We start from the raw sequence: 25088 nt of genomic DNA on the forward strand, positions 1-25088 counted from the left end.
GTACTCTGAAGCGCTGTGCACCTCAAGAGCCTGACACTGAAGGGATTCAAGTCCTTCGCGTCGGCAACCACCCTGCGTTTCGAACCAGGTATCACCTGCGTGGTCGGTCCCAACGGGTCCGGCAAATCAAACGTGGTCGATGCCCTGACCTGGGTGATGGGTGAGCAGGGCGCCAAAGCGTTGCGTGGCGGAAAGATGGAAGACGTCATATTTGCCGGTACCTCGGGGCGCGCCGCCCTGGGCCGGGCCGAGGTGACACTGACGATCGACAACTCCGACGGTGCCCTGCCCATCGACTATTCCGAGGTGTCGGTGACACGCCGGATGTTCCGTGACGGCGCCGGTGAATACGAGATCAACGGCAGTTCCTGCCGGTTGATGGACGTCCAGGAATTGCTCAGTGACTCCGGCATCGGCCGCGAGATGCACGTCATCGTCGGGCAGGGACGCCTCGCCGCGATCCTCGAATCGCGCCCGGAAGAACGTCGCGCCTTCATCGAAGAGGCGGCCGGTGTCCTCAAACACCGTAAACGCAAAGAAAAGGCTGTTCGCAAGCTCGACGCGATGCAGTCGAACCTGTCGCGCCTGGGCGACCTGACCTCCGAGTTGCGACGCCAGCTCAAACCGCTGGGCCGGCAGGCCGAGATCGCCCGTCGTGCCCAGACGGTCCAGGCCGACCTCCGCGACGCCCGGCTCCGGCTCGCAGCCGACGACCTGGTGATCCGGCGCAGCGAACTCGCCGAGCAACAGACCAGTGAAACCGAACTCCGCCGGCAGCAGGATGAGCTGGCCGAACAGCTCGATGAGCTCTCGACCCAGGTCGATGACAACGAGAAGTCGCTGGCGCAGATCGTTCCGGCGGCCACGGAGGCCGGTCAGGCGTGGTTTGCGCTGTCAGCGCTGACCGAGCGGGTCGGGGCGACCTGCCGGATCGCCTCCGAGCGCAGCCGATACCTGGCCGAACCGGTTCGGGCCGATTCCGGTCGCGATCCCGATCAACTCGATCGTCAGGCAGATGCCGCGGCCGCCGAGGAGGCCGCCCTCACCGACAGCGTCGAAGAGGCCGGCATGCAGCTCGACGGGGCCAAGGAAGCCCTCGCCGAACTCGAGGAAGAGGCCGCGGCGGCCCAACGTGCGCATATGGCCGCGGTCCGGGCAGTGGCCGACCGGCGTGAGGGTCTGGCGCGACTCGAAGGACAGGTCGACAATCTCCGCACCAAGGTCGAGACGATCGACGCGGAAACGGCCCGGCTCGGTGCCGCGATCGAGAATGCGGCAGCCCGTGCCGAGGCGGCCGGCGAGGAGTTCGACGCCGCATCGGCAACCGTCTCCGAACTCGATGCCTCCGAGCTCGGGCTCGACGAACATCATGAGCGCAGTGTCGCCGCGCTCAATCAGGCGAACGAGCGGGTTGCAGAACTGCAGGCCGCCGAACGTGCGGCCGAACAACAGGTCACGTCTCTCAAAGCCCGGATCGATGCCCTGGCGGTCGGTCTGGAGCGCAAGGACGGTGGCGCCTGGTTGCTGGAGCACCGCTCGTCCGAATTGCTGGGACCGATGTCGTCATTGCTGCGCATCGAGGAGGGTTACGAACCGGCCATAGCGGCAGCGCTGGGACCGGCCGCCGATGCCGTTGCCACCGCCGACCTACCCACGGCCCGTGCGTCACTGTCGGCGCTGCGGGAGAACGAGGGTGGCCGGGCGTCGGTGCTCATCGGTGGTGTCGAGGCGGCCGGCCGGGGCACCGCGGTCCTGCCTACCGGTGCGCGATGGGCGCTCGACGTGGTCTCGGTCCCCGAATCACTGCACGGCGCAATCGAACTCTTGTTGGGATATACCGTTGTCGCCGACACGGTCGACACCGCCGAGATTGTTGTCGCCGACGCGAAACAGGTTGTACCGCACCTTGGTTCGTTGCGGATCGTGACGCTCGACGGCGACCTGATCGGCGCCGGCTGGCGCAGTGGCGGCACCGGTGCACGGCCGTCGACCATCGAGGTCCAATCGGCAATCGACACCGCTCAAAGTGATCTGGTGCAGGCGGGGCGTCGAAGCGAAGAGCTGATGGCCGCCCTGTCCGGAGCATTGGCGCAACAGTCCGACTGCCGCGACACCGCGGAACAGGCACTCGCCGCGCTGCACGAATCGGACGCACAGCTCGGGGCGATCTACGAACAACTCGCCCGCCTGGGCCAGGCCGCCCGTGCGGCGCAAGAAGAATCGGCACGGCTGGCATCGCAACGCGCCCGCGTCGAGGACAGTCGCACCGAGGCGATCTCGACACTCGCCGCAGCCGAAGAGCGGTTGCACCTGGCCCGCGACGAGAGCTCCGACCCCGACGGTGGGGGTGACCTGCCTGACGGCGAACGAGACGCGGCGGCGGCCGCGGTCACCGAGGCCAGGGCCGTCGAGATGGAGGCCCGGCTGGTTCTGCGGAGTTCGGAAGAGCGTTTGGCCTCGGTCCGCGGAAAGGCCGATTCGCTGCGCCGCGCAGCGCGCGCCGAGCGGGAGGCACGGGAACGTGCGGAACGCCAGAACAAGGCACGCGCCCATGCGGCCGAGGTTGCCGAGGTTGTCCTGGAATCCGGGAAGCTGATTGCAGCGCGACTGGAAATCGCTGTGGCACAGGCACAGTCCTATCGCGATGAACTCGAGCGCGAGCGTGCGACCCGGACCGAACATCTCGACGTGGCCAGGAAGGCGGCCGCCGAGGTTGGTGCGCAACTCACGTCGCTGAAGGACGCGGTGCACCGTGATGAGGTTGCCAAGGCGCAGGTCTCACTGCGGATCGAGCAGCTCGAAGAGCAGATCATGAACGACTTCGCGATCAGCCCCGACGACCTCATCGCCGAGTACGGCCCCGACATCGCTTTGCCGCCAACGGAACTGGAGATCGCCGAATACAACCAGGCCAAGGAGCGCGGCGAGACGGTGGTCGCACCGGCGCCGATGCCCTACGACCGTGCCACACAGCAGGCCCGCGCCAAGAAGGCGCAAAAAGATCTGAACACCCTCGGCAAGGTGAATCCTCTTGCGCTGGAAGAGTTTGCCGCACTCGAGGAGCGCTACAACTTCCTGTCCACGCAACTCGAAGACGTTAAGAAGGCCCGGCATGACCTGCTCGACGTGGTGCAGGATGTCGACAACCGGATCCTGCAGGTCTTCACCGAGGCCTACGCAGACGTCGAGCGCGAGTTCGTCGAAGTGTTCAAGACACTGTTCCCCGGTGGCGAGGGCCGCCTCGTGCTCACCGATCCGTCGGACATGCTCACCACCGGCATCGATGTGGAGGCACGTCCACCCGGCAAGAAGGTCAAACGTTTGTCGCTGTTGTCCGGCGGCGAGAAGTCACTGACCGCTGTTGCCATGCTGGTGGCCATCTTCCGGGCCCGCCCCTCACCCTTCTACGTGATGGACGAGGTCGAGGCAGCGCTCGACGACACCAACCTGCGCCGGCTCATCACCTTGTTCGAGCAGCTGCGTGAGAAGTCACAGCTGATCGTCATCACTCACCAGAAGCCGACCATGGAAGTCGCCGACGCGCTTTATGGCGTCAGCATGCAGGGCGACGGCATCACCACGGTGATCTCGCAGCGGATGCGTGGGCAAGATGTGGGTGCGCCGCCCGCCGGGGCGGGTCAGCCCGCTACCTGACTGAGCAGCACCGCAAAATCTCCGGCCTGATCGGTCCAGGTGTGGTGCCGGTGAAGGCCTGCGACCGCCAGCTCGTCGTGCAGCGTGTCGAGGTCGAACTTGGTGCTGATCTCGGTGAGGATCTCGGCACCCTTGGGTAGTGTCCAGCTCCGCTCGATGGTCCCGAACTCCGCGAAGACGTTGCGACGGGCGCGGAGCCACATCTCGATCCGGTGTTCGGCGGGGTTCCATCTCGCGATGTGATCGAAGTCGTCCGCGTAGAGGCCTCGGGCTGCCAGGCCGGTGCGCAACACCTCGATCACGTTGCGGTTGAAATCGGCGGTCACGCCTGCGCGATCGTTGTAGGCGGCGATGAGACGGCCGGAATCCTTGATCAGGTCGGCGCCGAGCAGGAAGAAGTCTCCGGGACGCAGGGCTCCGGTGATCCGGCGGAAGAAGTCGGCGCGCTCACCGGTGTCGAGGTTGCCGATCGTGCCACCCAGGAAGATCGCCATCCGGGGGCCGCGGTGGTGAGCCAGCGACAGGGCGGGATCACCGAAGTCGGCGTGGAGGGGTTCGACCGTGATCGCCGGGAATTCCGCGGCCAGCTGTTCGGCGGCCGAGGTGAGCATCTCGACGCTCACATCGAGGGGCACGTATGTGAAGTCGCCACCGCGATCGCTGAATGCCTGCAGCAGCAACCGGGTCTTCTCCGACGTTCCGGAGCCGAGTTCGATCATGGTGCGGGCACCGGAGTGCCGCGCGATATCACCGCTGTGACCCCGCAAGATCTCGGTCTCCCGGCGGGTGGGGTAGTACTCCGGCAGGCGCGTGATCTCGTCGAACAACTCGCTGCCGCGTTTGTCGTACAGCCACTTGGCCGGTAGCACCGGCGGATCCTGCCAGAGGCCGACGACCGCGTCGGCGACGAGTTCGGGGTTCACGGACGCATCCGACTGCGATGTCGTCATCGGGCCAGCCGCAGGCCGCTGAATACCCATCGCGACGGTGCCGGGAAGAAATTGCGGTAGGTGATCCGTTCGTGCCCGGGCGGCGTCAGAGCGCTGGCGCCGCGCAAGACGTGCTGGTCGCTCATGAACTTGCCGTTGTACTCGCCCACGGCACCGTTGGCCGGGACAAAACCCGGATAGGGGAGATAGGCACTCGACGTCCACTCCCACACGTCGCCGACCATCGCCTCCGAGGCGATCGACGGGTGACATCGCAGCGGATCGAGCAAGCCACCGCGGCGCCCGCCGGTCACTGCTGCGGCGTTCTCCCACTCGAACTCTGTGGGTAGGCGCGCGCCGGCCCATCGCGCGTAGGCATCGGCTTCGTAGAACGAGACGTGGACCACGGGCTCGTCGGCGACGATCGGACGGCGACCGGACAGTGTGAACGTGGTCCAGGTGCCGTCGTCGTGGCTCCAGTAACCCGGTGCGTCCCATCCGGTCTCCTGGACGGTGGCCCAGCCGTCGGACAGCCAGAACTCGCTGCGGCGGTAACCGTCGTCGGCCATGAACTCGAGCCATTCGCCGTTGGTGACCTGCCGGTTGGCGATCTCGTATTCCTGGAGATAAACGGTGTGACGCGGGCCCTCGTTGTCGTAGCTGAATCCGGGGCCGTCGGCGCCGATCTCCACCAGGCCACCCGGCATCACCTGCCAGCGCAATGCGGGAGCTGACATCGGCGAGCCGGAGAATTCACGGGACTCTGGCGCCCGCTCGACATAGACGGGTCCGAAGGGATGGATCGAGAGCAGATGCTTGATGTCCATCAACACCAGTTCCTGATGCTGCTGTTCGTGGTGGCAGCCGAGCTCGACCAGCCCCATCGCGGTCTCATCGAGTCGGCCTTCGGTGAGGGCCTGCGCCAGGGCGGCGTCGATGTACTCGCGGTAGCGGGTGATCTCCTCGACGCCGGGCCGGGTGATCAGGCCTCGCTGCGGCCGCGGATGACGGGCGCCGACCGACTCGTAATAGCTGTTGAACAGATAGCGGAACGACTCGTCGTAGACCGTGTACCCGGGCAGATCACGAAGGATGAACTCCTCGAAGAACCAGCTGACGTGCGCGCGATGCCATTTGGTGGGACTGGCGTCCGGCATCGACTGAGGTGTCTGGTCTTCGGGTGACAATGCGGCGGTGAGACGGTCGGTGAGCCCGCGCGTGTCGAGGAATCTGGTGGTCAGAGCTGACTGGTCAACCGAAATGCTCATGTTCGTCTCCTGGTGGTGGTCAGGGCGTAACGAGTATGGATGAAGGGTCTGACAATAACCGTACGCCCGGACGCTGGTGATCGGCGCGGTTGCGGATGTTCCCCCGACAGTGTCCGGGCGTGCGGCCCGGATCTGCTCTGGCAGACTGGGCCGGTGAACTCTGGTGCCGTAATCGCGATCGTTGTTGTCGTTGCCGTTTTGCTGTTGGCCCTGGTGGTCGCCGGATTGGTGGTGTCGCGCCGCCGTCGAATCTCGCTGCGCGACAGCACAGATCAGATCACCGGATCCGATGGCACCAGGCAGGTCGACAAATCGGGTGGCTATCAGGCCGGTTCGGGTTTCTCGTTCACGCAGGGCGGATCGGGGACCGCACTCGCCGAACCACCCACCCCGGATGTGCCGAGCGCACCCGGCGAAGTGCTCGCGCCCGAGCCGCCGGTTGTCGAACCGCCTGTGGTCGCACCGCCGGTTGTCGAGACCCCGGTGGTCGAACCCGAGGTCGCAGAGCCGGAAGTTGCCGAGCCCGAGGCGGTTGCTCCTGAGGTCGTCGAGCCCGAGGTGATCGCCGAGCCCGCGGCGCCCGAGGCCGCATCCCCGGAGGTTCTGGAGCCCGAGGTTCTGGAGCCGGAAGTGCTCGCACCGGAGCCGGTGGTCGAGCCTGAGCCCGAGGTCACAGAACCGGTCCTCGACGAGATCGCGCCGACCGCGGGCCGGCTCGGTCTGCTCCGCGGGCGGCTCGCGCGGTCCCAGAACGCTTTGGGCAAGAGCATGCTCGGACTGCTCGGTGCCGGCGACCTGGACGAGGACAGCTGGGAAGAGATCGAGGACACGCTCCTGATGGCCGACCTCGGTACGTCGGTGACGATGGCCGTGGTCGAACAGCTGCGGACCGAACTCGCGCAGGCGCCGGTCCGCTCGGCGGCCGAGGTCCGGGCGCTGCTCCGCAAGGTATTGATCGCACAGGTGGAACCGAACCTGGACCGTTCCATCCGCGCATTGCCGCACGCCGGCAAGCCTTCTGTCCTGCTCGTGGTCGGCGTCAACGGCACCGGCAAGACGACCACCACCGGCAAGCTTGCCCGCGTCCTGGTGGCCGACGGTCGCCGGGTGTTGCTCGGTGCGGCTGACACCTTCCGCGCCGCGGCAGCCGATCAGCTGCAGACGTGGGCCGAGCGGGTCGGCGCCGAGGTCGTCCGCGGTAAAGAAGGCGCCGACCCCGCCGCGGTCGCCTTCGATGCGGTGACGCGCGGCATCGACGAAGGCGTCGATGTGGTGATGATCGACACCGCCGGACGCTTGCACACCAAGACCGGATTGATGGACGAGCTCGGCAAGGTCAAACGAGTCGTCGAGAAGCGGGCAGCCGTCGACGAGGTGCTGCTGGTCCTCGACGCGACGACGGGACAGAACGGTTTGACCCAGGCGAAGGTGTTCTCCGAGGTCGTGTCGATCACGGGTGTGGTCCTGACCAAGCTGGACGGCACGGCCAAGGGCGGGATCGTCTTCCACGTTCAGCGTGAACTCGGTGTGCCGGTCAAGCTCGTGGGTCTGGGCGAGGGCGCCGACGATCTCGCACCCTTCGAGCCCGAGGCATTTGTCGACGCACTGCTCGGGTGACGTTCCCGCGGTGAGGAATTGTCCGCTGCGCCATAGGCCGTAGGACATCAAACCGCCGCGGGACGCGGAACCAAGGACACGGAACTATCGTTTGACGACTTTTGCGTAGATGTCGATCGATGTGCTCGACACACGACCTGGGGCGATACCTGGGCGAAACACGACTTCCGGTTCCGTTAACGTGCCAGCAACATGGCATAGCCATCACCGAAACATGCGACAAGCAACCTTCTCGTCAGGTCGTAACTGCGGCAGTGTGCTGCAGGCAGATAGCTGAGGAGGACTGAAGGTGGCGGATTACCCCGTTATGGGTGTGCCCGATACAGGTGACACCGCCTGGATGTTAGCGAGCGCCGCGCTCGTGTTGCTGATGACTCCAGGTTTGGCATTCTTCTACGGCGGCATGGTCCGCGCGAAGAATGTTTTGAACATGCTCATGATGAGCTTCATCTCGATGGGCATCGTCACGGTGCTCTGGGCTCTTTACGGGTTCTCGGTCGCCTTCGGTGACTCCAAGGGAGGCGTGATCGGCGATCCTTCCCAGTACTTCGCCCTGGATGGTGTCATCAGCGCCAGCGGTTCACCGGCGATCGAGGCTGATCCCACGAACGGCGTCGAAGCCGCGGATGCCGTCAATATCCCGCTCTTCGGAACCATCCCGCTGGCCGTGTTCGTCGCCTTCCAGTTGATGTTCGCGATCATCACCGTCGCGCTGATCTCGGGTGCCGTTGCCGACCGCATGAGGTTCAGCGCCTGGGCGGCCTTCACCGCGATCTGGGCGACCATCGTCTACTTCCCGGTTGCGCACTGGGTGTTCGCGTTCGACGGTTACACCGGGGACAGCGGCGGCTGGATTGCCAACAAGCTCAAGGCAATCGACTTCGCGGGTGGTACCGCGGTCCACATCAACGCCGGTGTCGCCGGACTTGTACTCGCGATCATCCTCGGAAAGCGTCAGGGCTGGCCGTCGACTCCGATGCGTCCGCACAACCTTCCGTTTGTCATGCTCGGCGCCGGCCTGCTGTGGTTCGGCTGGTACGGCTTCAACGCCGGTTCGGCGGGTGCCTCCAATGGCACCGCGGCCAGCACTTTTCTGACCACGACGATCGCCACCGCCGTGGCCATGCTCTGCTGGTTGGTCGTGGAGCGGATCCGCGACGGCCGGGCGACCACCCTCGGCGCCGCATCGGGCATCGTCGCCGGTCTCGTTGCCATCACTCCGTCATGTAGTTCGGTGAACTTCTGGGGAGCGCTCCTCATCGGCGCGGTTGCCGGTGTGCTCTGTGCACTGGCCGTCGGCCTCAAGTACAAGTTCGGCTACGACGATTCGCTGGACGTCGTGGGTGTCCACCTCGTCGGCGGTTTGCTGGGAACCATCCTCATCGGCTTTGTCGCAACTGCGGAAGCCCCGGCAGGCGTGGACGGACTGTTCTACGGTGGCGGTGTCGATCAGCTGTGGCGGCAGGTTGTCGGAGCGGGTGCAGTGCTTGCCTACTCGGGCATCATCACCGCAGTCATCGCGCTGGCACTGAAGTACACGATTGGCATCAAGATCGACGCCGAAGGTGAAGCACGTGGCGCCGATGAGTCTCAACACGCTGAATCCGCGTACGATTTTGCATCATTGGGCGGTTCAAGCACGCAATTTGGTCATGGCGGCAGCACGCTGACCAAGGAGGGATGATCTAAGTGAAGCTCATTACCGCGATCGTGAAGCCTTTCACGCTCGAAGATGTCAAGGCCGGCCTGGAGCAAGCAGGTGTTGTCGGTATGACCGTCAGCGAGGTCCAGGGTTATGGACGCCAGAAGGGTCACACCGAGGTCTACCGCGGGGCGGAATACTCGGTCGACTTCGTTCCCAAGGTCCGGGTGGAGGTCGTCGTCGACGACGCCGCAGTGGACAAGGTTGTCGACGTGATCGTCGAAGCCGCACGCACCGGCAAGATCGGTGACGGCAAGGTCTGGGTCTCCCCGGTGGAAGCCGTTGTCAGGGTGCGTACCGGAGAACGCGGCAGCGAAGCTCTGTAAAACGGTGCCATTTCTCAATGGCGGTCGCGGTCCTGCGTCCGAGGAACCCTCGGATGCAGGACCGCAGCCGTCTCACCCGACTCCTGCTGCGGCGACGGACCTGGTCACCGCCCGCAAGCAGCTGCTCACCCGTGCCGAAGGCAGTAAGCGTATCGATGCGCCCGGCCTGCGCCGGGTGCTCGTTGACCTGCACGACTTCTGGCTCACCACCAAGGCTGCCGAGATCGGCATCAAACCGGGTAGCGGTTTCGCGATCGTGGCTGTCGGTGGACTCGGGCGCCAGGAGTTGTTGCCCCACTCGGATCTCGATCTGATCCTGCTCCATGACGAGATGGATCCCTCCCTCGTCTCCGAGGTCGCAGACCAGATCTGGTACCCGCTGTGGGACGCGCACATCAAACTCGACCACAGCGTCCGAACGGTGTCGCAGGCCCTGCAGGTCGCCGCGTCCGACATGAGTGCGGCCCTGGGCCTTCTCGAGGCGAGGCACATCGCCGGCGACGAGGATTTGTCTCGCCTGCTGATCGGCGGTATTCGCCAGCAATGGCGCGCCGATATCCGGTCTCGCTTTCCCGGCTTGGTCGATCAGGCCCGTGATCGCTGGCGGCGCACCGGGAGCATCGCGCACCGAGCCGAACCCGACCTGAAATTCGGTCGCGGCGGGCTTCGCGATGTGCACATGCTCGACGCACTGGCAATTGCACAGCTGACCGATGGCATGGCCGCACTGCGGCCGGATTCGCCCGGTGGTGGTCTGCGCCAGGCATATACCCGTTTGCTGGACGTTCGTACCGAACTGCACCGGATCACCGGTCGGCCCAGGGAACAGCTCCGGGCCCAGGACGCCGACGAGATCGGCGCCGCACTCCGGATCGGTGATCGATTCGAGTTGGCACGCACGATCAGCGACAGCGCCCGCACAATCAGCTATGCCGTCGACGTGGGTTTGCGTACCTCGTCGAACTCCTTGCCGCGCAAGGGTTTGTCGAAGTTGCGGCGATCGCCGATCCGCCGGCCGCTCGACGAGGGTGTCGTCGAACACCAGGGTGAGGTCGCACTCGCGCGAAATGCGTTCCCCAGCAAGGATCCCGGACTCATCCTCCGGGTCGCGGCCGCGTCGGCGCGCACCGGACTCCCGATGGCGGCATCGACGCTCGCCAGGCTGGCCGATTTCGCACCAGAACTACGCGAACCGTGGCCGGCCGACGCGCTCAGCGATCTGCTGGTTCTGCTCGGTTCCGGTGAGCACATGCTCGGCCCGATCGAGGCGCTGGACCGAACGGGCCTGTGGGGTCGGCTCATTCCCGAATGGGGTGCGGTGCGGGATCTGCCGCCCCGAGATGCCATGCACACGTGGACCGTTGACCGGCATCTTGTCGAGACCGCAGCCAACGCAAGCGCTCTGACGACACGGGTGTCACGCCCCGACCTGTTGGTGCTCGGCGCGCTGATCCACGATCTGGGCAAGGGGCGCGGAGCCGATCACAGTGTTGTCGGTGCCGAACTCGCCAACCAGGTCGGCAACCGGATCGGGTTGTGGCCCGAAGACGTGGCGACCCTGTCGATGATGGTTCGCTACCACCTGCTGTTACCCGAGATGGCCACCCGCCGCGACCTCGACGATCCGGCGACGGTGCAGAGTGTCGTCGACACACTCGGCGGCTCGCGGGTCCTGCTGGAGCTTCTCGCGGCATTGTCCGAAGCGGATTCGCTGGCCACCGGTCCGGGTGTCTGGGGCGATTGGAAGGCCTCACTGATCGGTGAACTCGTGAGGCGCTGCCTGCGGTTGATGGAGGGCGGCGAGCTCTCCACCCCCGATCCGTTGACACCGGAACTGATCGCGCTGGCCGAGGCCGGTGGAATCAGCGTCGACCTGGTGAACACGGACAACCCGCACACCTTCGCGGTGACCATGATCGCGCCGGAACAGCCGGGTTTGTTGTCCCGGATGGCCGGAGTGTTGTCGTTGCGGGGGCTGCGTCTGCTCAGTGCGGTGGTGCAAAGCCATGCCGGCAGTGCGGTCAACACCTTCCTGGTGTCACCAATCTTCGGTGACCCCGGCGAGGTGGGGTTGCTGCGCCAGCAGCTGATCCAGGCAGTCGAAGGCGGGATCGACGTGATCGCGCGTCTCGACGCCAAGGAACGCGATACCGCGCCGCCCGCGCCACCGGACGGCAGCGTGTCTCCGGCAGTGCCCGCGTTGTTCGCACAGGCACCGCCGAGGGTGATCTGGTTCGACGGATACGACGACAGCAGCGTCATCCTCGAACTCCGCGCCGGAGACCGGGTGGGACTGCTTGCCCGGGTCAGTGCGGTTCTGGAAAACCACGGTGCTTTCATCACCTGGGCCAAGGTCGCCACGCTGGGTGGATCGGTGGTCGACTCGTTCTGCATCCGGTTGCCCGGGGATGGCTCATCGGTCCGTGACCAGCTCGAACGGGCGATTCTGGCCGTGGTGCCACCACCGGCGCCACCCCGAGAGCATGACGACAAACCCGGTAAATCCGGTGTCCCGATAGGCTAGGGGCATGTTCGACTCCCTCTCAGGCCGGTTGGCCGGTGTCCTGACCGATCTGCGCGGCAAGGGCAAGCTGTCCGATGCCGACATCGATCGCACCTGTCGCGAGATACGTCTCGCGCTCCTCGAAGCGGACGTGGCGCTGCCCGTTGTCCGCGGATTCATCAGCCGGATCAAGCAACGCGCCAAGGGCGCCGAGGTGTCCGGGGCGCTGAATCCGGCGCAGCAAGTTGTCAAGATCGTCAACGAGGAACTCGTCGGCATCCTCGGCGGCGAGACTCGGCGGATCCAGTTCGCCAAGAATCCGCCGACCGTGATCATGCTCGCGGGTCTGCAGGGTGCCGGTAAGACGACACTCGCCGGAAAGCTGGCGGCCTGGCTCAAGAAGCAGGGGCATACGCCCATGCTCGTGGCCTGTGATCTCCAGCGGCCCGGCGCGGTCAGTCAGCTGCAGATCGTCGGTGAACGTGCCGGTGTCCCCGTGTATGCACCCCATCCGGGTCAGAGCATCGGCGGAACCGGCGAACTCGGTGTCTCCGGCCATGACGGCGCCGAAAGCCTCGCCGAGCCGATCGAGGTCGCCCGAGGTGGTGTCGCCGAGGCCACGTCGAAGCTCCATGACGTAGTGATCGTCGATACCGCCGGTCGACTCGGTATCGACGAAGAGTTGATGCGTCAGGCCCGCGGGATCCGCGATGCGGTGAATCCGGACGAGGTGCTGTTCGTTCTCGACGCCATGATCGGTCAGGACGCGGTGGCCACGGCCGAGGCGTTTGCCGCCGGCGTCGATTTCACCGGTGTGGTGCTCACCAAACTCGATGGTGATGCCCGCGGTGGTGCCGCGTTGTCGGTGCGGGAGATGACCGGCCGTCCGATCATGTTCGCGTCCTCGGGCGAGAAACTCGAAGACTTCGACGTCTTCCATCCCGACCGGATGTCGAGTCGCATCCTCGGGATGGGCGACGTTCTCAGCCTCATCGAACAGGCCGAGCAGCACTGGGATGTGCAGCAGGCCGAAGATGCGGCCACCAAGATCAGCCAGGGTGAACTGACGCTCGAGGACTTCCTCGAGCAGATGCTGATGATCCGCAAGATGGGTCCAATCGGGAACCTGCTCGGCATGCTGCCGGGTGCGGGTCAGATGAAAGATGCGCTGTCACAGGTCGATGACAAACAACTCGACAAGGTGCAGGCCATCATTCGCGGTATGACACCTGCCGAACGCGATAACCCGAAGATCATCAACGGATCTCGCCGGGCCCGGATCGCGAACGGTTCGGGTGTCGCCGTCAGTGACGTCAACCAGCTCGTCGACCGCTTCTTCGACGCGCGGAAGATGATGTCGCAGATGGCCGGACGGATGGGCATGCCCGGCGGCAACCGCAAGGTGAACCGCAAAAAGGGTGGCAAGAAGGGCAAGAAGGGCGCTCGCGGGCCGACGCCACCGAAGATCAGGGGCGGTTTCCCGGGTGGCATGCCGGGCGGCGGAATGCCCGGTGGGATGCCCGCCGGATTCCCGGACCTGTCGAACATGCCTGCCGGTCTCGACCAGATACCCCCGGGCCTCGAGGGTATCGACGTGAGTCAGTTCCAGCGGCCGAAGAAGAAATAACCGGAAGCAGTCGTATGACGCCGTCGCAGTTGCACTTTCGTGGTCGCGCCGTCGGCAGCGGCGAGCCGATCGAGTTCTGGGTCGACGGTGGCGTGATCACCCACGAGGCGGTGCCGGGTGCGGTCACAGTCACCGACGGCGGCTGGATCATGCCGGGTCTCGTGGACGCCCACAATCACGTTGGCATCGCACCGGGACTCGGTGTGACGATCGAGCAGGCCCGGGCTTTCGCCTACGCCGATGTCCGGGCCGGGGCGACTCTCATCCGTGAGGTCGGATCGCCGTTGGACACCCATCCACTCGACGCCGACTCCCGGTGTCCGCAGTTCATCCGGGCGGGCAAACACATCGCCCGTCCCAAGCGCTACATCCGCGACTACGGCGTCGACCTCGACGACGTCACTGATCTGCCGGCCGAGGTGGCGAGGCAGACCGGCGCCGGGGACGGCTGGGTCAAACTCGTGGGGGACTGGATCGACCGCGACACCGGGGATCTGGCCCCGCTCTGGCCGGAAGATGTGCTGCGCGAAGCGATCTCCGTTGCGCACGAACGTGGTGCGAAGGTGACCGCACATGTTTTCGGCACCGAGGCACTATATGGACTCATCGGCGCCGGCATCGACTGCATCGAACACGGCACCGGCCTGAATGACGACCTCATCGCGGTGATGGCGCAGCAGCGGATCGGCCTGGTGCCCACCATGATCCAGGTGGAGAACTTTCCGGCGATCGCCGACGGAGCCGACCGGTTCCCGGCCTATCAGCAGCACATGCGCAAGCTCTACGCCGATGCCCCGGAAACATTTGCCAACGCCGTTGCGGCCGGAGTCGACATCTACGCCGGGACCGATGCCGGCGGGTTCGTCGAACACGGTCGCATTGTCGACGAGGTGGTGGCGCTGGCAGGCATCGGGCTGGGGGCACGTGCTGCGATCGACGCGGCCTGTGGTTCCGCGCGGAACTGGCTCGGCGTCGGACTACTCGACGACGGTGATCGCGCGGATGTCCTTGTGCTGTCGGGTGATCCGATCGAGGACCTGACTGCCTTGCGGGCACCGGAGACCATCGTCTGCGGCGGGAACATCATCTGAGCAGGTTCAGGTACGCGCCCGGACGTGGACGCGTTCGCCCTGTGCGCCGAAGAGGTTGAGAACCTCGGCCGGCTCAGGCCCGATGGCGCCGATCCAGTGGGGTACATGAGTGTCGAACTCGACCACCTCGCCCGGCAACAATTCGAGATCCTGTTCCCCGAGGATCAACCGGACCCGTCCCGACAGGACATACAGCCACTCGTAGCCCTCATGGGTCTTGAGTTCGGGGTGTGCGATGTCCTGTGGCGGCATGATCTGTTTGAAGGCCTGGACACCCCCCGCACGCCGGGAGAGCGGGATGAATGTGCGGCCGTGGCGGCTGATCGGCCGCAGATGTATCCGCGGGTCACCGGTCTGGGGTGCGCCGACGAGTTCGTCGAGGGGTATCGCGTATGCCTTGGCCAGCGGCAGTAGTAACTCGAGTGTGGGTTTGCGGCCACCGGATTCGAGTCGGGACAGGGTGCTCTCGGAGATGCCAGTGGTCGCGGACAGGTCGGACAAGGTGATCGCGCGATCGCGGCGCAAGGCGCGAAGGCGTGGTCCGACCGCGTTCAAGGCTTGATTCAACTCGGTGTCCATGGGATCCGAGTCTGGCCAAAAATTGCCGGGATGGCAAATTTTCTTGCCAGAAGTTCTCGGCTGGGCTCAGGGTGGGGGACATGACTGATGACATGAACAACGAATACGACGTGGTGGTGGTCGGCGGCGGGGCTGCGGGTCTGAGCGGAGGGTTGATGCTGGGAAGGTCCCGGCGATCGGTTCTCGTCATCGACTCCGGGGCTCCGCGGAACGCTCCGGCCGCCGGGGTGCACGGGTACCTCACCCGCGAGGGAACTCCACCGGCCGAGCTCCTGGACATCGGTCGCGATGAGGTCGGCCGATACGGTGTCGATCTGGTGGACGCGGAGGTCGTTTCGATCTCGGGTGCCGTCGACGTCGGATTTGTGATTGCTGTTGCGGATGGACGGACTGTCAAGGCGCGTCGTCTGCTGCTGACCACGGGGTTGATCGATGAGCTACCCGACATCCCCGGCCTGCGTGAACGCTGGGGCAAAGATCTACTGCACTGCCCGTACTGCCACGGCTGGGAAGTGCGCGACCAGGCGATCGGCGTTCTCGCGAGAAATGCCTGGGCCGTGCATCAGGCGCAGATGTTCCGGCAGCTGAGTGAGAACGTGACGCTCTTCCTCAACGACGCCCTGACGCTGTCCGACGAAGATGCCGTGTCGCTGGCGGCCCGCGGGATCCGCGTCGTGGAGGGTGCGGTGGCCGCAGTGGAGTCGTCGGGCGACAAGCTGACCGGTGTCCGGCTCGCGGACGGGACATTTGTGGAACGCGAGGCGGTGACCGTGATGCCACGCTTTGTTGCCCGAGCAGGATTCCTCGCCGACCTCGGACTCGAATCACAGGAGCATCCGATGGGCGTGGGGGAGCACATCCCCGCCGACGAGAACGGCGTGACGACGGTGCCGGGAGTATGGGTGGCCGGCAACATCACCAATCTGATGGCTCAGGTCTCGGGGGCAGCCGCCGCCGGTGCGCTCGCGGGCGCTCAGATCAACGCAGATCTCATCGCCGAAGAGATTCGGTCGGCTGTCGCCGCCACCGCCGCCGCGACCGTCTGACAGCACCGACCACCGCCGACCGTGCCGAACGGACCGCCCAGCGTGCCGAACCGACCACCGCCGACCGTGCCGAACCGACCGCCCAGCGTGCCGAACCGACCACCCAGCGTGCCCAAGGTGTCGACCGATGTCGATGTTGGTGCAACTGCGGCACGGTCGACAGCGACAAGGGCACGGTCGGCGGTCCGTTCGGCCCGCTCGACGGAGGGGCCGGAGGGGTCGGGACGGCGTGATTTCAGTTCAGGGGTCCGACTCTGGCAGAATGGCTAGCTGGTTCGCCGGACCCGGCCACGTGCCGACCGGCGGTCACACCAGATGAACAGCAAAACCGGGCGTTCCAATTCCGGAACGTCGCCGAATTGCACTGTGACCATAGAAGGAAGTAACTCGTGTCTGTCAAGATCAAGCTCACCCGCCTCGGCAAGATCCGCAATCCCCAGTACCGCATCGTCGTCGCCGACTCGCGTACCCGCCGCAACGGCCGGGCCATCGAGACCATCGGTCGGTACCACCCCAAGGAAGAGCCTTCGCTGATCGAGATCGACACCGAGCGCGCGCAGTACTGGCTGGGAGTTGGCGCACAGCCGACCGAGCCTGTCGCCGCACTCCTGAAGATCACCGGTGACTGGCAGAAGCACAAGGGCCTGCCGGGCACCGAGGGCACCCTGCGTGTCGCGGAGCCGAAGCCGTCGAAGCTCGACCTGTTCAACGCTGCGCTCGCCGCTGCCGACAACGCTCCGGCCGCCGAGGCGACCACCCCGAAGAAGAAGGCCGCCAAGAAGGCCGACGCGCCTGCTGAAGAGGCTGCAGCGCAGGCCCCCGATTCTGAGGCAACCGACAAGTGAGTGTCGTTGTCGCTGACGCAGTCGAACATCTCGTTCGCGGCATCGTTGCCAACCCGGATGACGTACGCGTTGAGCTCGTCACCGGTCGGCGCGGACGGTTTGTCGAAGTTCACGTGAACCCGGAAGACCTGGGTAAGGTCATCGGCCGTAACGGTCGCACGGCCACCGCGTTGCGCACGCTTGTCACCGGTATCGGTGGCCGGGGTGTGCGTGTCGACATCGTCGACACCGATCGCTGATCGGGTCGAAACACAGATGGATCTGGTTGTCGGCCGCGTTGCCAAGACGCATGGCGTCCGCGGCGAATTGGTGGTCGATGTCCGGACCGATGAACCCGACGAGCGGTTTGCCGTCGGTCGTGTCCTTCGTGGGCGCAAATCGACCGGCAAGAACACGTTTGTCGAGAACAACTACACGGTGACGGCTGCCCGGAATCATTCCGGGCGGCTGTTGCTGACCCTGGCCGAGGTCACCGACCGGGATACCGCCACCGAGATGCGTGGCACCCTCTTTCTGATCGACTCGGCGGACGTTTCGTCCGGCGACGACCCCGACGAGTTCTACGACCATGAGCTTCAGGGCGCAGCGGTCCGGACCGTGTCCGGCGAGGAGGTCGGTGTCCTCACCGACGTTGTCCACATGCCCGGCGGCGATCTGCTGTCGGTGAAGGCGGCCGATGGCCGCGACATCCTGATTCCGTTTGTGGCGGCGATCGTCCCCACGGTGGGCCGCGACCTCATCGAGATCGATCCGCCCGACGGTCTGCTCGATCCGGAGTGACCGACGTGTCCGAACAGTCGACGACGCCTGGGCCGGCCATTCGGATCGGCGTCGTCTCCATATTTCCAGAGTATCTCGAACCGATGCGAATGGCCTTGCTGGGCAAGGCCATTGACCGAGGAATTCTCGCGGTCGACACATACAATCTGCGCGACTGGACCCATGACGTGCATCGTGCCGTCGACGATTCGCCCTACGGCGGCGGACCCGGAATGGTCATGAAGCCGACTGTGTGGGGTCCCTGCCTGGACGACGTCTGTCCGGACGACGCACTCCTCGTGGTGCCGACACCCGCCGGCGTTCCGTTCACCCAGGCGACCGCGCAGGCCTGGAGCAAAGAACATCACATCGTCTTCGCCTGCGGCCGCTACGAGGGCATCGACCAGCGAGTCATCGATGATGCGGCCAAACGTGTTCGGGTCCAAGAGGTTTCGATTGGCGACTTTGTGCTGATCGGCGGCGAGGTTGCCGTGTTGGCCATGGTCGAGGCCACCGTCCGCCTGATCGACGGGGTCCTGGGCAACGCCAACTCGCATCAGCAGGACTCGTTCTCCGACGGCTTGCTCGAGGGTCCGAGCTATACCCGCCCGCCGTCATGGCGAGGGCTGGACGTTCCGCCGGTGCTTCTCGGCGGTGACCACGCGAAACAGGAACGCTGGCGCCGCGAGCAGTCGATCGAACGCACCCGCGCGCGCCGCCCTGATCTCCTGCCGCCGGATTTGTTGGCGGCCGACCCGACGGAGTCCGGCGCAGGTTAGGATCTCGGCACACCATTGGGGGGTGGCGATGAGTGCCGAATCCGGCTGGACAACTGCGAGCAGGCGGGCATGGGATTCCGTGCTCGACGAGGTCGACGAGCAGCGTGCGCAACTGCGTGAGGTCGAAGAACAACTACGGACGATGACCGTCGAGGTGACCTCGACAGATCGCCTGGTCACGGTGGTCACCAACGCTCGCGGTGCCCTGATCGACCTCCGCCTGGAGCCGCCGGCCATGCGCCGCTACCGCGCCGACCAGCTGTCGGCGCTGATCTGTGAACTCGTCACGAGGGCCGACAGGGAACTCGCCGGGCAGCGGAACCAGTTGACCGCGCACATCGTCCAAAATCCGGGACCGCAGTACCGCGATCTCGATGAGGCACCGCTCGGGGGAGGCGCGTGATGGACGATGTCTCCGGCCCTGATCTGCTCGTCGACGGGGCTGTGCTGGCCGCTGCGGGACGCGGGCTCGCCCCGGTTGTCGGGGAGATCGACGCGGTGCTGGCCGAGGTGGACGCGATCATCGGCGACCTTCGGCACCACTGCTCCGGCCACCACACCGGAGCTGACTTCAATACGGCACTGGCCGCGTTCGCCGGGATGACCGCGGCGGAGCTGCACGCGGTTCGGAACTCGATTATTGCCTTCACCGACAACCTCACCCGCGCCGCCGCCGAGTTCGGCGAGGTTGATGAGGCCGGTGCCGCCGACCTCCGGAGCGCCCATGTTGAGTGAACCGATTCCAGAGATGCTGGAAAAGCTATGGCCGACAATGGATCCCGAACGTATTCAACTGGCAGGCGAGCGGTTCTCGGCGCTGGCCCAGCGACTGTCGGACCTACAGATCGTCCTTTCCGACAGGGCCCGCCACATCGCCGATACCGGTGACGGCCACGCTGCCGATGCGATGGCCAACCAGGCCCGACGCATCGCCGACACCACTCTGACCACCGTGCGCGACCGCCTCGCCCACCAGGGCCGTGCCACGCGTGCCTACGGTGATGCGGTTGCAGAGACGCAGCAACGGCTCACCCTCGTGGCGGCGATGGCCGACCGAGACCTCTTGGCAGGGCAGGTAGTCGCGGCCGCGACCGGCGACACGACCACGCTGGCGGGGGCACACGACGCGGCGGTCCGGGTGATGGCAGCTGCCGCCGGACAACTGGACCGGCGCACCCGCGACATCACTGACGACCTGCAGACGCAGAGTGAGACGGACGATGGTCCCTCTCAGTCCGGTGGCGGTGGAACGCCGATGATGGCGCCGATGGGCGGCGCCATGGCGGGTGCGCTGGCCGGAGCGATGGTGCGGGCGCGTGGTGCCGACCATCGGCCAGACCTGGACATCTCCGACGCAGACCTGGCGATGCTGCGGTCCCGAGCGGCACACCTGGCCGCGATCCAGCCACCGGAGGTGGCGCCGTGGGTCCGGCTGGCGGTCGGACTGGGTGTGGCGGGCGACGGTCGCCATGTGGTGGTCGTCGGGACCAGCGAACTGGGCGGATATCTCCGGCCGGGTACCGCGCTGGAACCACACGAGATGGTTGTGGGCGACGGGCGGGCACCCGAACTCGCCATCATGGGCTACTTCGCTGATCGTGACATCGAGCCGCTGGCGGTCTGTGCCACCACACCGCCACCCCCGGAGGTCGCTGCCGAGATCACCGAGGGCGGCGCCCGGAATCTGGACGTCGGCGACGGTGACGATCAGGATTCCGGGCAGTGACGGCGCACCGGATCGACGCACTCGGTTCAGGTGTCGCAGGCCTCGTGGCACGCGTCGAACCCGGACAGTTGAGCCGGGCCGGCCTCATGCTGACCGTCACCGCGCTTGATGCCGCAGCGGTTCCGACCGACGGTGTGATCACTGCAGTCCTGACCGATTGGCGGGCGAATCGACCGATCGGGCCCGCTCACCGGTTGTCGATCGGATCGATGCGGGCACGACTCGACGGTCTCGCCTTTTCCGCTGGGCACGCCGGCCGGACTGCGGAGTATCGGGCGGAGTTCGGCCGGGCGCGCGCCGTCGCGGCACTGGAGTTCGGCATTGCCGGCAGGGGACGCGATGGCCTGCGGGAACTCGTCTGCGAAGCCAGCGCCGCGACCGGTTCGACCGTTTTGGTTGCAAGTGTTCTTCGCGATCACATAGAGGGTTAATCTTTCCGAATGGACCACTGGTTCCAGGAAAGCATTGTCGACGACGGTCGACTGCCATTGTTTGTCGCTTACATCGGTTTCATTCTCGGCTTTCTCGGAATTCGGATCAGTGTTCGACTGATCCGCGCGGAGGTCAGCTGGTGGTTCAACAACGTGACGCCCGGTGGCATGCACATCCATCACGTGGTGTTCGGAACCGTGCTCACGATGATCTCGGGTCTGGGCCTCATCACGATGTCGATCAACGGTTCGCAGGCCGTGTTGTCGATCTTTGCGGGCCTCTTCGGAATCGGGGCGGCGCTGGTACTCGACGAGTTCGCGCTGATCTTTTATCTGAGAGATGTGTACTGGGCCGAAGAGGGCCGGGCGTCCATCGACGCGGTCTTCGTGGCGTTGGCGGTGATGGGCCTGATCCTGATGGGATTCCGCCCGTTCGAGATCGACGATCCCGACACCGGTGATGTCGTGTCAATGGTCGGATTCGTCATTTCTTTCGCCGTGGTCGCGGTACTCGCGGGCATCGTGCTGCTCAAGGGCAAGATCTGGACAGGGCTGATCGGGTTGTTCATCTTCCCGCTGCTGATCGTGGGTTCGATCCGGTTGGCACGCCCGACATCACCTTGGGCCCGGTGGCGCTACACCCAGCGCGAGAAGAAGATGGTCGCGGCGGTCAAGCGTGAACGCCGCGTCCGGCGGCCCCTCATCCGGGCCAAGATCTTCATGCAGGATCTGATGGCCGGGAAGCCGGACGTCGCACATGCCAAGGCCGGAGCCGAGGTGGAACTCGATGCCAGGGTCCACGCCGCGCCGGCGCCGGGGGAGTCTGCAGAGCTCGTGCTGGCCGCGGCGATTTCTCACGGGCGGGGTCCGTCTGGCACAATTGACCAGTTGCCGATCGACGGTCAGACGCCGGGTACTTCCATGTCGCCTGATCTGTCGCGGAGACCAAACGAAACAGAGCACGAACCAGTCGAGCCGAAAGGCCGCTAGGTTCCTCTGCTCACGCCAACAGGATTGGAACCGACAGTATGAACACTCTGGATTTCTTGGACAACAAGTCCCTGCGCGACGACATCCCCGACTTCCGTCCGGGTGACACCCTCAACGTTCACGTGAAGGTGATCGAGGGCTCGAAAGAACGCGTTCAGGTCTTCAAGGGTGTTGTCATCCGTCGTCAGGGTGGTGGCGTCCGCGAAACCTTCACGGTTCGCAAGGTGTCGTTCGGTGTCGGCGTGGAGCGCACCTTCCCGGTCCACAGCCCGAACCTCGCCAAGGTCGAGATCGTGACCCGCGGCGACGTCCGTCGCGCGAAGCTGTACTACCTGCGCGACCTGCGCGGCAAGGCAGCAAAGATCAAAGAAAAGCGCTGACACACTAGGCTTGCGGAGTGGTCGACACCCCCCGCACTCCTGACGGTTCGAATCCGTACGGAAACGAATCCGACAGCGATATCCCGTCCGAGTCAGCAGACTCACCGCGCCCATGGCGCAGCCTCGACGATGATGATGGCAAGAAGCCCAAAAAGAAGGCTTCACTGCTCCGCGAAACCGCCATCATCATCGTCTGTGTGCTCTTACTGACCTGGGTTCTGCAGACCTTCGTCGGACGGCAGTACGTGATTCCTTCGGAATCGATGCAACCGACACTGTCCGGGTGCACCGGGTGCACCAACGACCGCATCGTGATCGACAAGCTGGCCTACCGTTTCGGTGACCCCGATCCCGGTGATGTCGTCGTCTTCAAGGCCCCGACCTCGTCGTGGGATCTGGGATGGCAATCCCCACGGTCGTCGAACACCGTGGTCCGTGGCGCGGAGAATGCATTGTCGTGGTTCGGTTTTGCCCCACCGGATGAAAACAATCTCGTCAAGCGTGTGATCGCTGTCGGCGGCCAGCGCGTCGAATGCGACAACGCCGACGGAACCGGCGTCAAGGTCGACGGCAAGCCACTGGTCGAGCCTTACATCGATGTGGCAATGCAGCAGAAGAACGCGGCGATGCGACCCGGTGAGCTCCTCGACAACAACGGCGAACTCAATCCCTGCTACGGCCCCGATTTCGGCCCCCTCGACGTGCCCGAAGGGCAGGTCTGGGTGATGGGCGACAACCGCGGCAACTCCGCCGACTCCCGGTACCACATCGACGACGAGCTGCACGGCATGGTGCCCGTCGACGACATCCGCGGCAAGGTGCGCCTCATCATCTATCCGTTGTCCCGCTTCGGCGGCGTCGATTCCGTCAACCCCCAGACTTAGCGGTGCCGGTGGCAACCACATGGCCACCTCGGGTGGCGATACGACGAGCAGCCGGGCTACGGACCTTCGAGGCCGCTCTCAATCGCAGCGGTCTCGGTCCGGTCGCCGGCGTCGATGAAGCCGGTAGAGGTGCCTGTGCGGGCCCACTGGTCGTGGCCGCCTGCGTCCTCAAGCCGACCCAGCTGGTTTCGCTCGCGGGACTTGATGATTCGAAGAAGTTGAGCGAACGCACCCGCGAGAAGTTGTACAAATCGATCACCCGTCATGCGCTTGCGTGGGCCGCGGTGATCATCGACGCCGACGAGATCGACCGAATCGGGATCCACGTAGCGAATATCGAGGGCATGCGCCGCGCCGTGGCTGGACTGACCGTGCCCCCCGGATACGTATTGTGCGACGGTTTTCTGGTGCCCGGACTCACCGCCCCGTCCCTGCCGGTCATCGGTGGCGACGGCGCAGCCGCATGTATCGCTGCCGCAAGCATCGTCGCCAAGGTGACCAGGGACCGCATCATGGTCGACATGGACCGTCGGCTGCCCGGGTATGGATTTGCGGTGCACAAGGGGTACAGCACGCAGATGCATATGGAGTGTCTCGATCAGCACGGACCCTCTGAGCAGCATCGGATGTCGTACCGCAACGTGAGGATGCGAGTGCGCGTGCCCTGATGATTGTCGTGCGGTGCCCTGGTAGTTCTATAGCGGTGCACTGACACAGGCCATGGGCGCGATACCCTTGCAAGATGAGCGCCGAGGATCTCGAGAAGTATGAAACCGAGATGGAACTGTCCCTGTACCGCGAATACAAGGACATCGTCGGTCAATTCACCTACGTGGTTGAGACCGAGCGGCGATTCTATCTCGCCAATGCGGTGGATATGGTGCCCCGCAATGCCGACGGAGAGGTCTACTTCGAAGTCCGCATGAGCGATGCCTGGGTGTGGGACATGTACCGTCCGGCTCGCTTTGTGAAGCAGGTCCGGGTGATCACCTTCAAAGACGTCAATATCGAAGAACTCGAGAAGCAGGATCTGCGCTTGCCCGAGGACGGAGTGCTGGGCGATTAGTCCGGAGGTTCCAGAACGGCGTCGGTTTGTGAGACATGCTGCGGGGCAACGGAGAGCTCAGGAAGAGATCACCGACCGGGAGTCATCCGAGACGAGCAACGCCTGATCGTCGGCGAGCAGACGCAGCGTGAATCGTTTGCCATAGCGGCGGGCGACCTCCTCGATGACCGTGCGACCCGACACGATGCCGTCGGCGTGCGGCACGATGACCTCATCGATCCAGCCGAGACCCGCCGTCGATCGCAATCCGGTCGCCTCTTTCGGGTCGTCGAGGAGGCCGAGCGGCTCGATGTCGATGCCGACGACGCAGGCGCCCGCGCTCGCACCGATGTACGGGAGCCCGGCGTGTACTCGCTCGGTGAGCATGTCGGCGAAGCCGGTGCGGTGCATCGCAGCGAGTAGATGGAAGACGTTACCTCCCGAGACGAATATGGCGTCGACAGTGGTCAGCGCATTTTTGAGATCCGCCGCCGGCATTGTCTCGATGTCGAGCTCCACCGTCTGCCAGCCTTGGCTACGGAGGGTGGCACGGTCGAAATCCACCCAGGCGCGGTCGTCGTAGATCGACGATGCGGTCGGCACGAAACCGATGCGCGCCCCCGGTCCGGTCCGGGGCGTCAGGAATCCGGGGATTGCATCCAGCCATCGACTGACCAGCAGTAGTTCGGCCATGGCACCAGCCTGCCACGTTCCTCGCCGGTGCGGGCCCGACGGAGGCCGGCGCGCGTTGGCCACCCGGGAAGGATGCCGCCGCAACGCCATCGGCCACTGCGCCCTGAGATCTGTTGTGGCGCAGGGCTGAACTTGGTTGAGCGGTAAAACCGGACGATCTAGGACTGTCGTCTGAAGTGATTCACTTGCAGTTCAGAAGGCTATTCACCGGCCT

25 protein-coding genes are annotated in these 25088 nt (G+C 65.2%); 21 read left to right on the forward strand and 4 right to left on the reverse strand.

Features of this window, described 5'->3' with window-relative positions; translation table 11 throughout:
- Positions 1-15: 15 nt before the first annotated feature.
- Entirely contained in the window at positions 16-3654 is a 3639-nt protein-coding gene (gene smc, locus H290_RS0113110) for a chromosome segregation protein SMC (protein WP_020107266.1), read from the forward strand.
- Here the strand turns inward: smc and egtD are convergent.
- The gene (gene egtD / locus H290_RS0113115; RefSeq protein WP_020107267.1) at positions 3639-4604 is read right to left on the reverse strand and encodes an L-histidine N(alpha)-methyltransferase; all 966 of its coding nucleotides are present in this window, start codon (positions 4602-4604) and stop codon (positions 3639-3641) included. The genes smc and egtD overlap by 16 nt on opposite strands.
- Positions 4601-5851 carry an ergothioneine biosynthesis protein EgtB gene (gene egtB, locus H290_RS0113120; protein WP_020107268.1) on the reverse strand — a complete coding sequence of 417 codons (1251 nt, stop codon included), beginning with the start codon at positions 5849-5851 and terminating at the stop codon, positions 4601-4603. The genes egtD and egtB overlap by 4 nt, the downstream gene beginning before the upstream one ends.
- A gap of 153 nt (positions 5852-6004) precedes the next feature.
- On the opposite strand from egtB, the gene ftsY reads away from it, so the two are divergent.
- The 6 genes from ftsY (at position 6005) to H290_RS0113150 (ending at position 14717) form a co-directional block, all read left to right on the forward strand.
- On the forward strand, positions 6005-7468 hold the full coding sequence (gene ftsY / locus H290_RS0113125) for a signal recognition particle-docking protein FtsY (protein ID WP_020107269.1): 1464 nt from the start codon (positions 6005-6007) through the stop codon (positions 7466-7468).
- 307 nt (positions 7469-7775) lie between these two features.
- Entirely contained in the window at positions 7776-9152 is a 1377-nt protein-coding gene (locus H290_RS28515; RefSeq protein ID WP_020107270.1) for an ammonium transporter, read from the forward strand.
- Between the two features lie 5 nt (positions 9153-9157).
- Positions 9158-9496 carry a P-II family nitrogen regulator gene (locus H290_RS0113135; protein WP_020107271.1) on the forward strand — a complete coding sequence of 113 codons (339 nt, stop codon included), beginning with the start codon at positions 9158-9160 and terminating at the stop codon, positions 9494-9496.
- 4 nt (positions 9497-9500) lie between these two features.
- Positions 9501-12020 (forward strand): [protein-PII] uridylyltransferase, encoded by a 2520-nt coding sequence (locus H290_RS0113140; RefSeq protein WP_020107272.1) that lies wholly within the window; start codon positions 9501-9503, stop codon positions 12018-12020.
- A 4-nt stretch (positions 12021-12024) separates the two neighbouring features.
- Entirely contained in the window at positions 12025-13626 is a 1602-nt protein-coding gene (gene ffh, locus H290_RS0113145) for a signal recognition particle protein (protein ID WP_020107273.1), read from the forward strand.
- 14 nt (positions 13627-13640) lie between these two features.
- A complete protein-coding gene (locus H290_RS0113150) occupies positions 13641-14717 on the forward strand; it encodes an amidohydrolase family protein (RefSeq protein WP_020107274.1) in 1077 nt (358 codons plus the stop codon).
- A gap of 6 nt (positions 14718-14723) precedes the next feature.
- Here H290_RS0113150 and H290_RS0113155 read toward each other — a convergent pair whose 3' ends face one another.
- Positions 14724-15296: a helix-turn-helix domain-containing protein gene (locus H290_RS0113155; protein WP_020107275.1), complete on the reverse strand. Its 573-nt coding sequence runs from the start codon at positions 15294-15296 to the stop codon at positions 14724-14726.
- 80 nt (positions 15297-15376) lie between these two features.
- On the opposite strand from H290_RS0113155, the gene H290_RS0113160 reads away from it, so the two are divergent.
- From H290_RS0113160 to H290_RS0113230, 14 genes are all read left to right on the forward strand, one after another.
- Positions 15377-16342 carry an NAD(P)/FAD-dependent oxidoreductase gene (locus H290_RS0113160; RefSeq protein WP_028463141.1) on the forward strand — a complete coding sequence of 322 codons (966 nt, stop codon included), beginning with the start codon at positions 15377-15379 and terminating at the stop codon, positions 16340-16342.
- 389 nt (positions 16343-16731) lie between these two features.
- Positions 16732-17187 carry a 30S ribosomal protein S16 gene (rpsP, locus tag H290_RS0113170; protein WP_020107278.1) on the forward strand — a complete coding sequence of 152 codons (456 nt, stop codon included), beginning with the start codon at positions 16732-16734 and terminating at the stop codon, positions 17185-17187.
- Complete coding sequence (locus H290_RS0113175) at positions 17184-17426, forward strand: RNA-binding protein (RefSeq protein WP_020107279.1); 243 nt, start codon at positions 17184-17186, stop codon at positions 17424-17426. The genes rpsP and H290_RS0113175 overlap by 4 nt, the downstream gene beginning before the upstream one ends.
- A 16-nt stretch (positions 17427-17442) precedes the next feature.
- Positions 17443-17967, forward strand: coding sequence for a ribosome maturation factor RimM (rimM, locus tag H290_RS0113180; protein ID WP_028463142.1), 525 nt, complete (start codon positions 17443-17445; stop codon positions 17965-17967).
- A gap of 38 nt (positions 17968-18005) precedes the next feature.
- Positions 18006-18725 carry a tRNA (guanosine(37)-N1)-methyltransferase TrmD gene (trmD, locus tag H290_RS28520; RefSeq protein ID WP_036518949.1) on the forward strand — a complete coding sequence of 240 codons (720 nt, stop codon included), beginning with the start codon at positions 18006-18008 and terminating at the stop codon, positions 18723-18725.
- Between the two features lie 28 nt (positions 18726-18753).
- Entirely contained in the window at positions 18754-19128 is a 375-nt protein-coding gene (locus tag H290_RS0113190; protein WP_155976835.1) for a YbaB/EbfC family nucleoid-associated protein, read from the forward strand.
- Positions 19128-19460: a type VII secretion target gene (locus tag H290_RS0113195; RefSeq protein ID WP_020107283.1), complete on the forward strand. Its 333-nt coding sequence runs from the start codon at positions 19128-19130 to the stop codon at positions 19458-19460. Before H290_RS0113190 ends, H290_RS0113195 begins: the two co-directional genes overlap by 1 nt.
- Positions 19450-20451, forward strand: a complete 1002-nt coding sequence (locus tag H290_RS28525; RefSeq protein ID WP_155976836.1) for a WXG100 family type VII secretion target — start codon at positions 19450-19452, stop codon at positions 20449-20451. The genes H290_RS0113195 and H290_RS28525 overlap by 11 nt, the downstream gene beginning before the upstream one ends.
- Positions 20448-20882, forward strand: coding sequence for a hypothetical protein (locus H290_RS0113205; protein WP_020107285.1), 435 nt, complete (start codon positions 20448-20450; stop codon positions 20880-20882). Before H290_RS28525 ends, H290_RS0113205 begins: the two co-directional genes overlap by 4 nt.
- A gap of 9 nt (positions 20883-20891) precedes the next feature.
- Positions 20892-21872, forward strand: coding sequence for a hypothetical protein (locus H290_RS0113210; protein WP_020107286.1), 981 nt, complete (start codon positions 20892-20894; stop codon positions 21870-21872).
- Positions 21873-21910: 38 nt separating this feature from the next.
- A complete protein-coding gene (gene rplS, locus H290_RS0113215) occupies positions 21911-22252 on the forward strand; it encodes a 50S ribosomal protein L19 (RefSeq protein WP_020107287.1) in 342 nt (113 codons plus the stop codon).
- A 17-nt stretch (positions 22253-22269) separates the two neighbouring features.
- A complete protein-coding gene (gene lepB / locus H290_RS0113220; RefSeq protein ID WP_020107288.1) occupies positions 22270-23136 on the forward strand; it encodes a signal peptidase I in 867 nt (288 codons plus the stop codon).
- Between the two features lie 8 nt (positions 23137-23144).
- Positions 23145-23804 (forward strand): ribonuclease HII, encoded by a 660-nt coding sequence (locus H290_RS0113225; protein ID WP_028463144.1) that lies wholly within the window; start codon positions 23145-23147, stop codon positions 23802-23804.
- Positions 23805-23878: 74 nt separating this feature from the next.
- Positions 23879-24202 carry a DUF2469 domain-containing protein gene (locus tag H290_RS0113230; protein WP_020107290.1) on the forward strand — a complete coding sequence of 108 codons (324 nt, stop codon included), beginning with the start codon at positions 23879-23881 and terminating at the stop codon, positions 24200-24202.
- Between the two features lie 57 nt (positions 24203-24259).
- Here the strand turns inward: H290_RS0113230 and H290_RS0113235 are convergent, their stop codons facing one another.
- On the reverse strand, positions 24260-24874 hold the full coding sequence (locus tag H290_RS0113235; protein ID WP_020107291.1) for a Type 1 glutamine amidotransferase-like domain-containing protein: 615 nt from the start codon (positions 24872-24874) through the stop codon (positions 24260-24262).
- Between the last annotated feature and the right edge of the window lie 214 nt (positions 24875-25088).

The sequence above is a fragment of the Nocardia sp. 348MFTsu5.1 genome (assembly GCF_000383535.1).
GTDB lineage: Bacteria > Actinomycetota > Actinomycetes > Mycobacteriales > Mycobacteriaceae > Williamsia > Williamsia faeni.

Bases quoted from the DNA above. Each gene is read 5' to 3' on its own strand.
- egtD (WP_020107267.1), bottom strand. From the start codon at position 4,604: ATGACGACATCGCAGTCGGATGCGTCCGTGAACCCCGAACTCGTCGCC.
- egtB (WP_020107268.1), bottom strand. From the start codon at position 5,851: ATGAGCATTTCGGTTGACCAGTCAGCTCTGACCACCAGATTCCTCGAC.
- H290_RS28515 (WP_020107270.1), top strand. From the start codon at position 7,776: ATGGGTGTGCCCGATACAGGTGACACCGCCTGGATGTTAGCGAGCGCC.
- ffh (WP_020107273.1), top strand. From the start codon at position 12,025: ATGTTCGACTCCCTCTCAGGCCGGTTGGCCGGTGTCCTGACCGATCTG.
- H290_RS0113150 (WP_020107274.1), top strand. From the start codon at position 13,641: ATGACGCCGTCGCAGTTGCACTTTCGTGGTCGCGCCGTCGGCAGCGGC.
- H290_RS0113155 (WP_020107275.1), bottom strand. From the start codon at position 15,296: ATGGACACCGAGTTGAATCAAGCCTTGAACGCGGTCGGACCACGCCTT.
- H290_RS0113160 (WP_028463141.1), top strand. From the start codon at position 15,377: ATGACTGATGACATGAACAACGAATACGACGTGGTGGTGGTCGGCGGC.
- rimM (WP_028463142.1), top strand. From the start codon at position 17,443: ATGGATCTGGTTGTCGGCCGCGTTGCCAAGACGCATGGCGTCCGCGGC.
- H290_RS0113190 (WP_155976835.1), top strand. From the start codon at position 18,754: ATGAGTGCCGAATCCGGCTGGACAACTGCGAGCAGGCGGGCATGGGAT.
- H290_RS0113195 (WP_020107283.1), top strand. From the start codon at position 19,128: ATGGACGATGTCTCCGGCCCTGATCTGCTCGTCGACGGGGCTGTGCTG.
- H290_RS28525 (WP_155976836.1), top strand. From the start codon at position 19,450: ATGTTGAGTGAACCGATTCCAGAGATGCTGGAAAAGCTATGGCCGACA.
- H290_RS0113210 (WP_020107286.1), top strand. From the start codon at position 20,892: ATGGACCACTGGTTCCAGGAAAGCATTGTCGACGACGGTCGACTGCCA.
- rplS (WP_020107287.1), top strand. From the start codon at position 21,911: ATGAACACTCTGGATTTCTTGGACAACAAGTCCCTGCGCGACGACATC.
- H290_RS0113230 (WP_020107290.1), top strand. From the start codon at position 23,879: ATGAGCGCCGAGGATCTCGAGAAGTATGAAACCGAGATGGAACTGTCC.
- H290_RS0113235 (WP_020107291.1), bottom strand. From the start codon at position 24,874: ATGGCCGAACTACTGCTGGTCAGTCGATGGCTGGATGCAATCCCCGGA.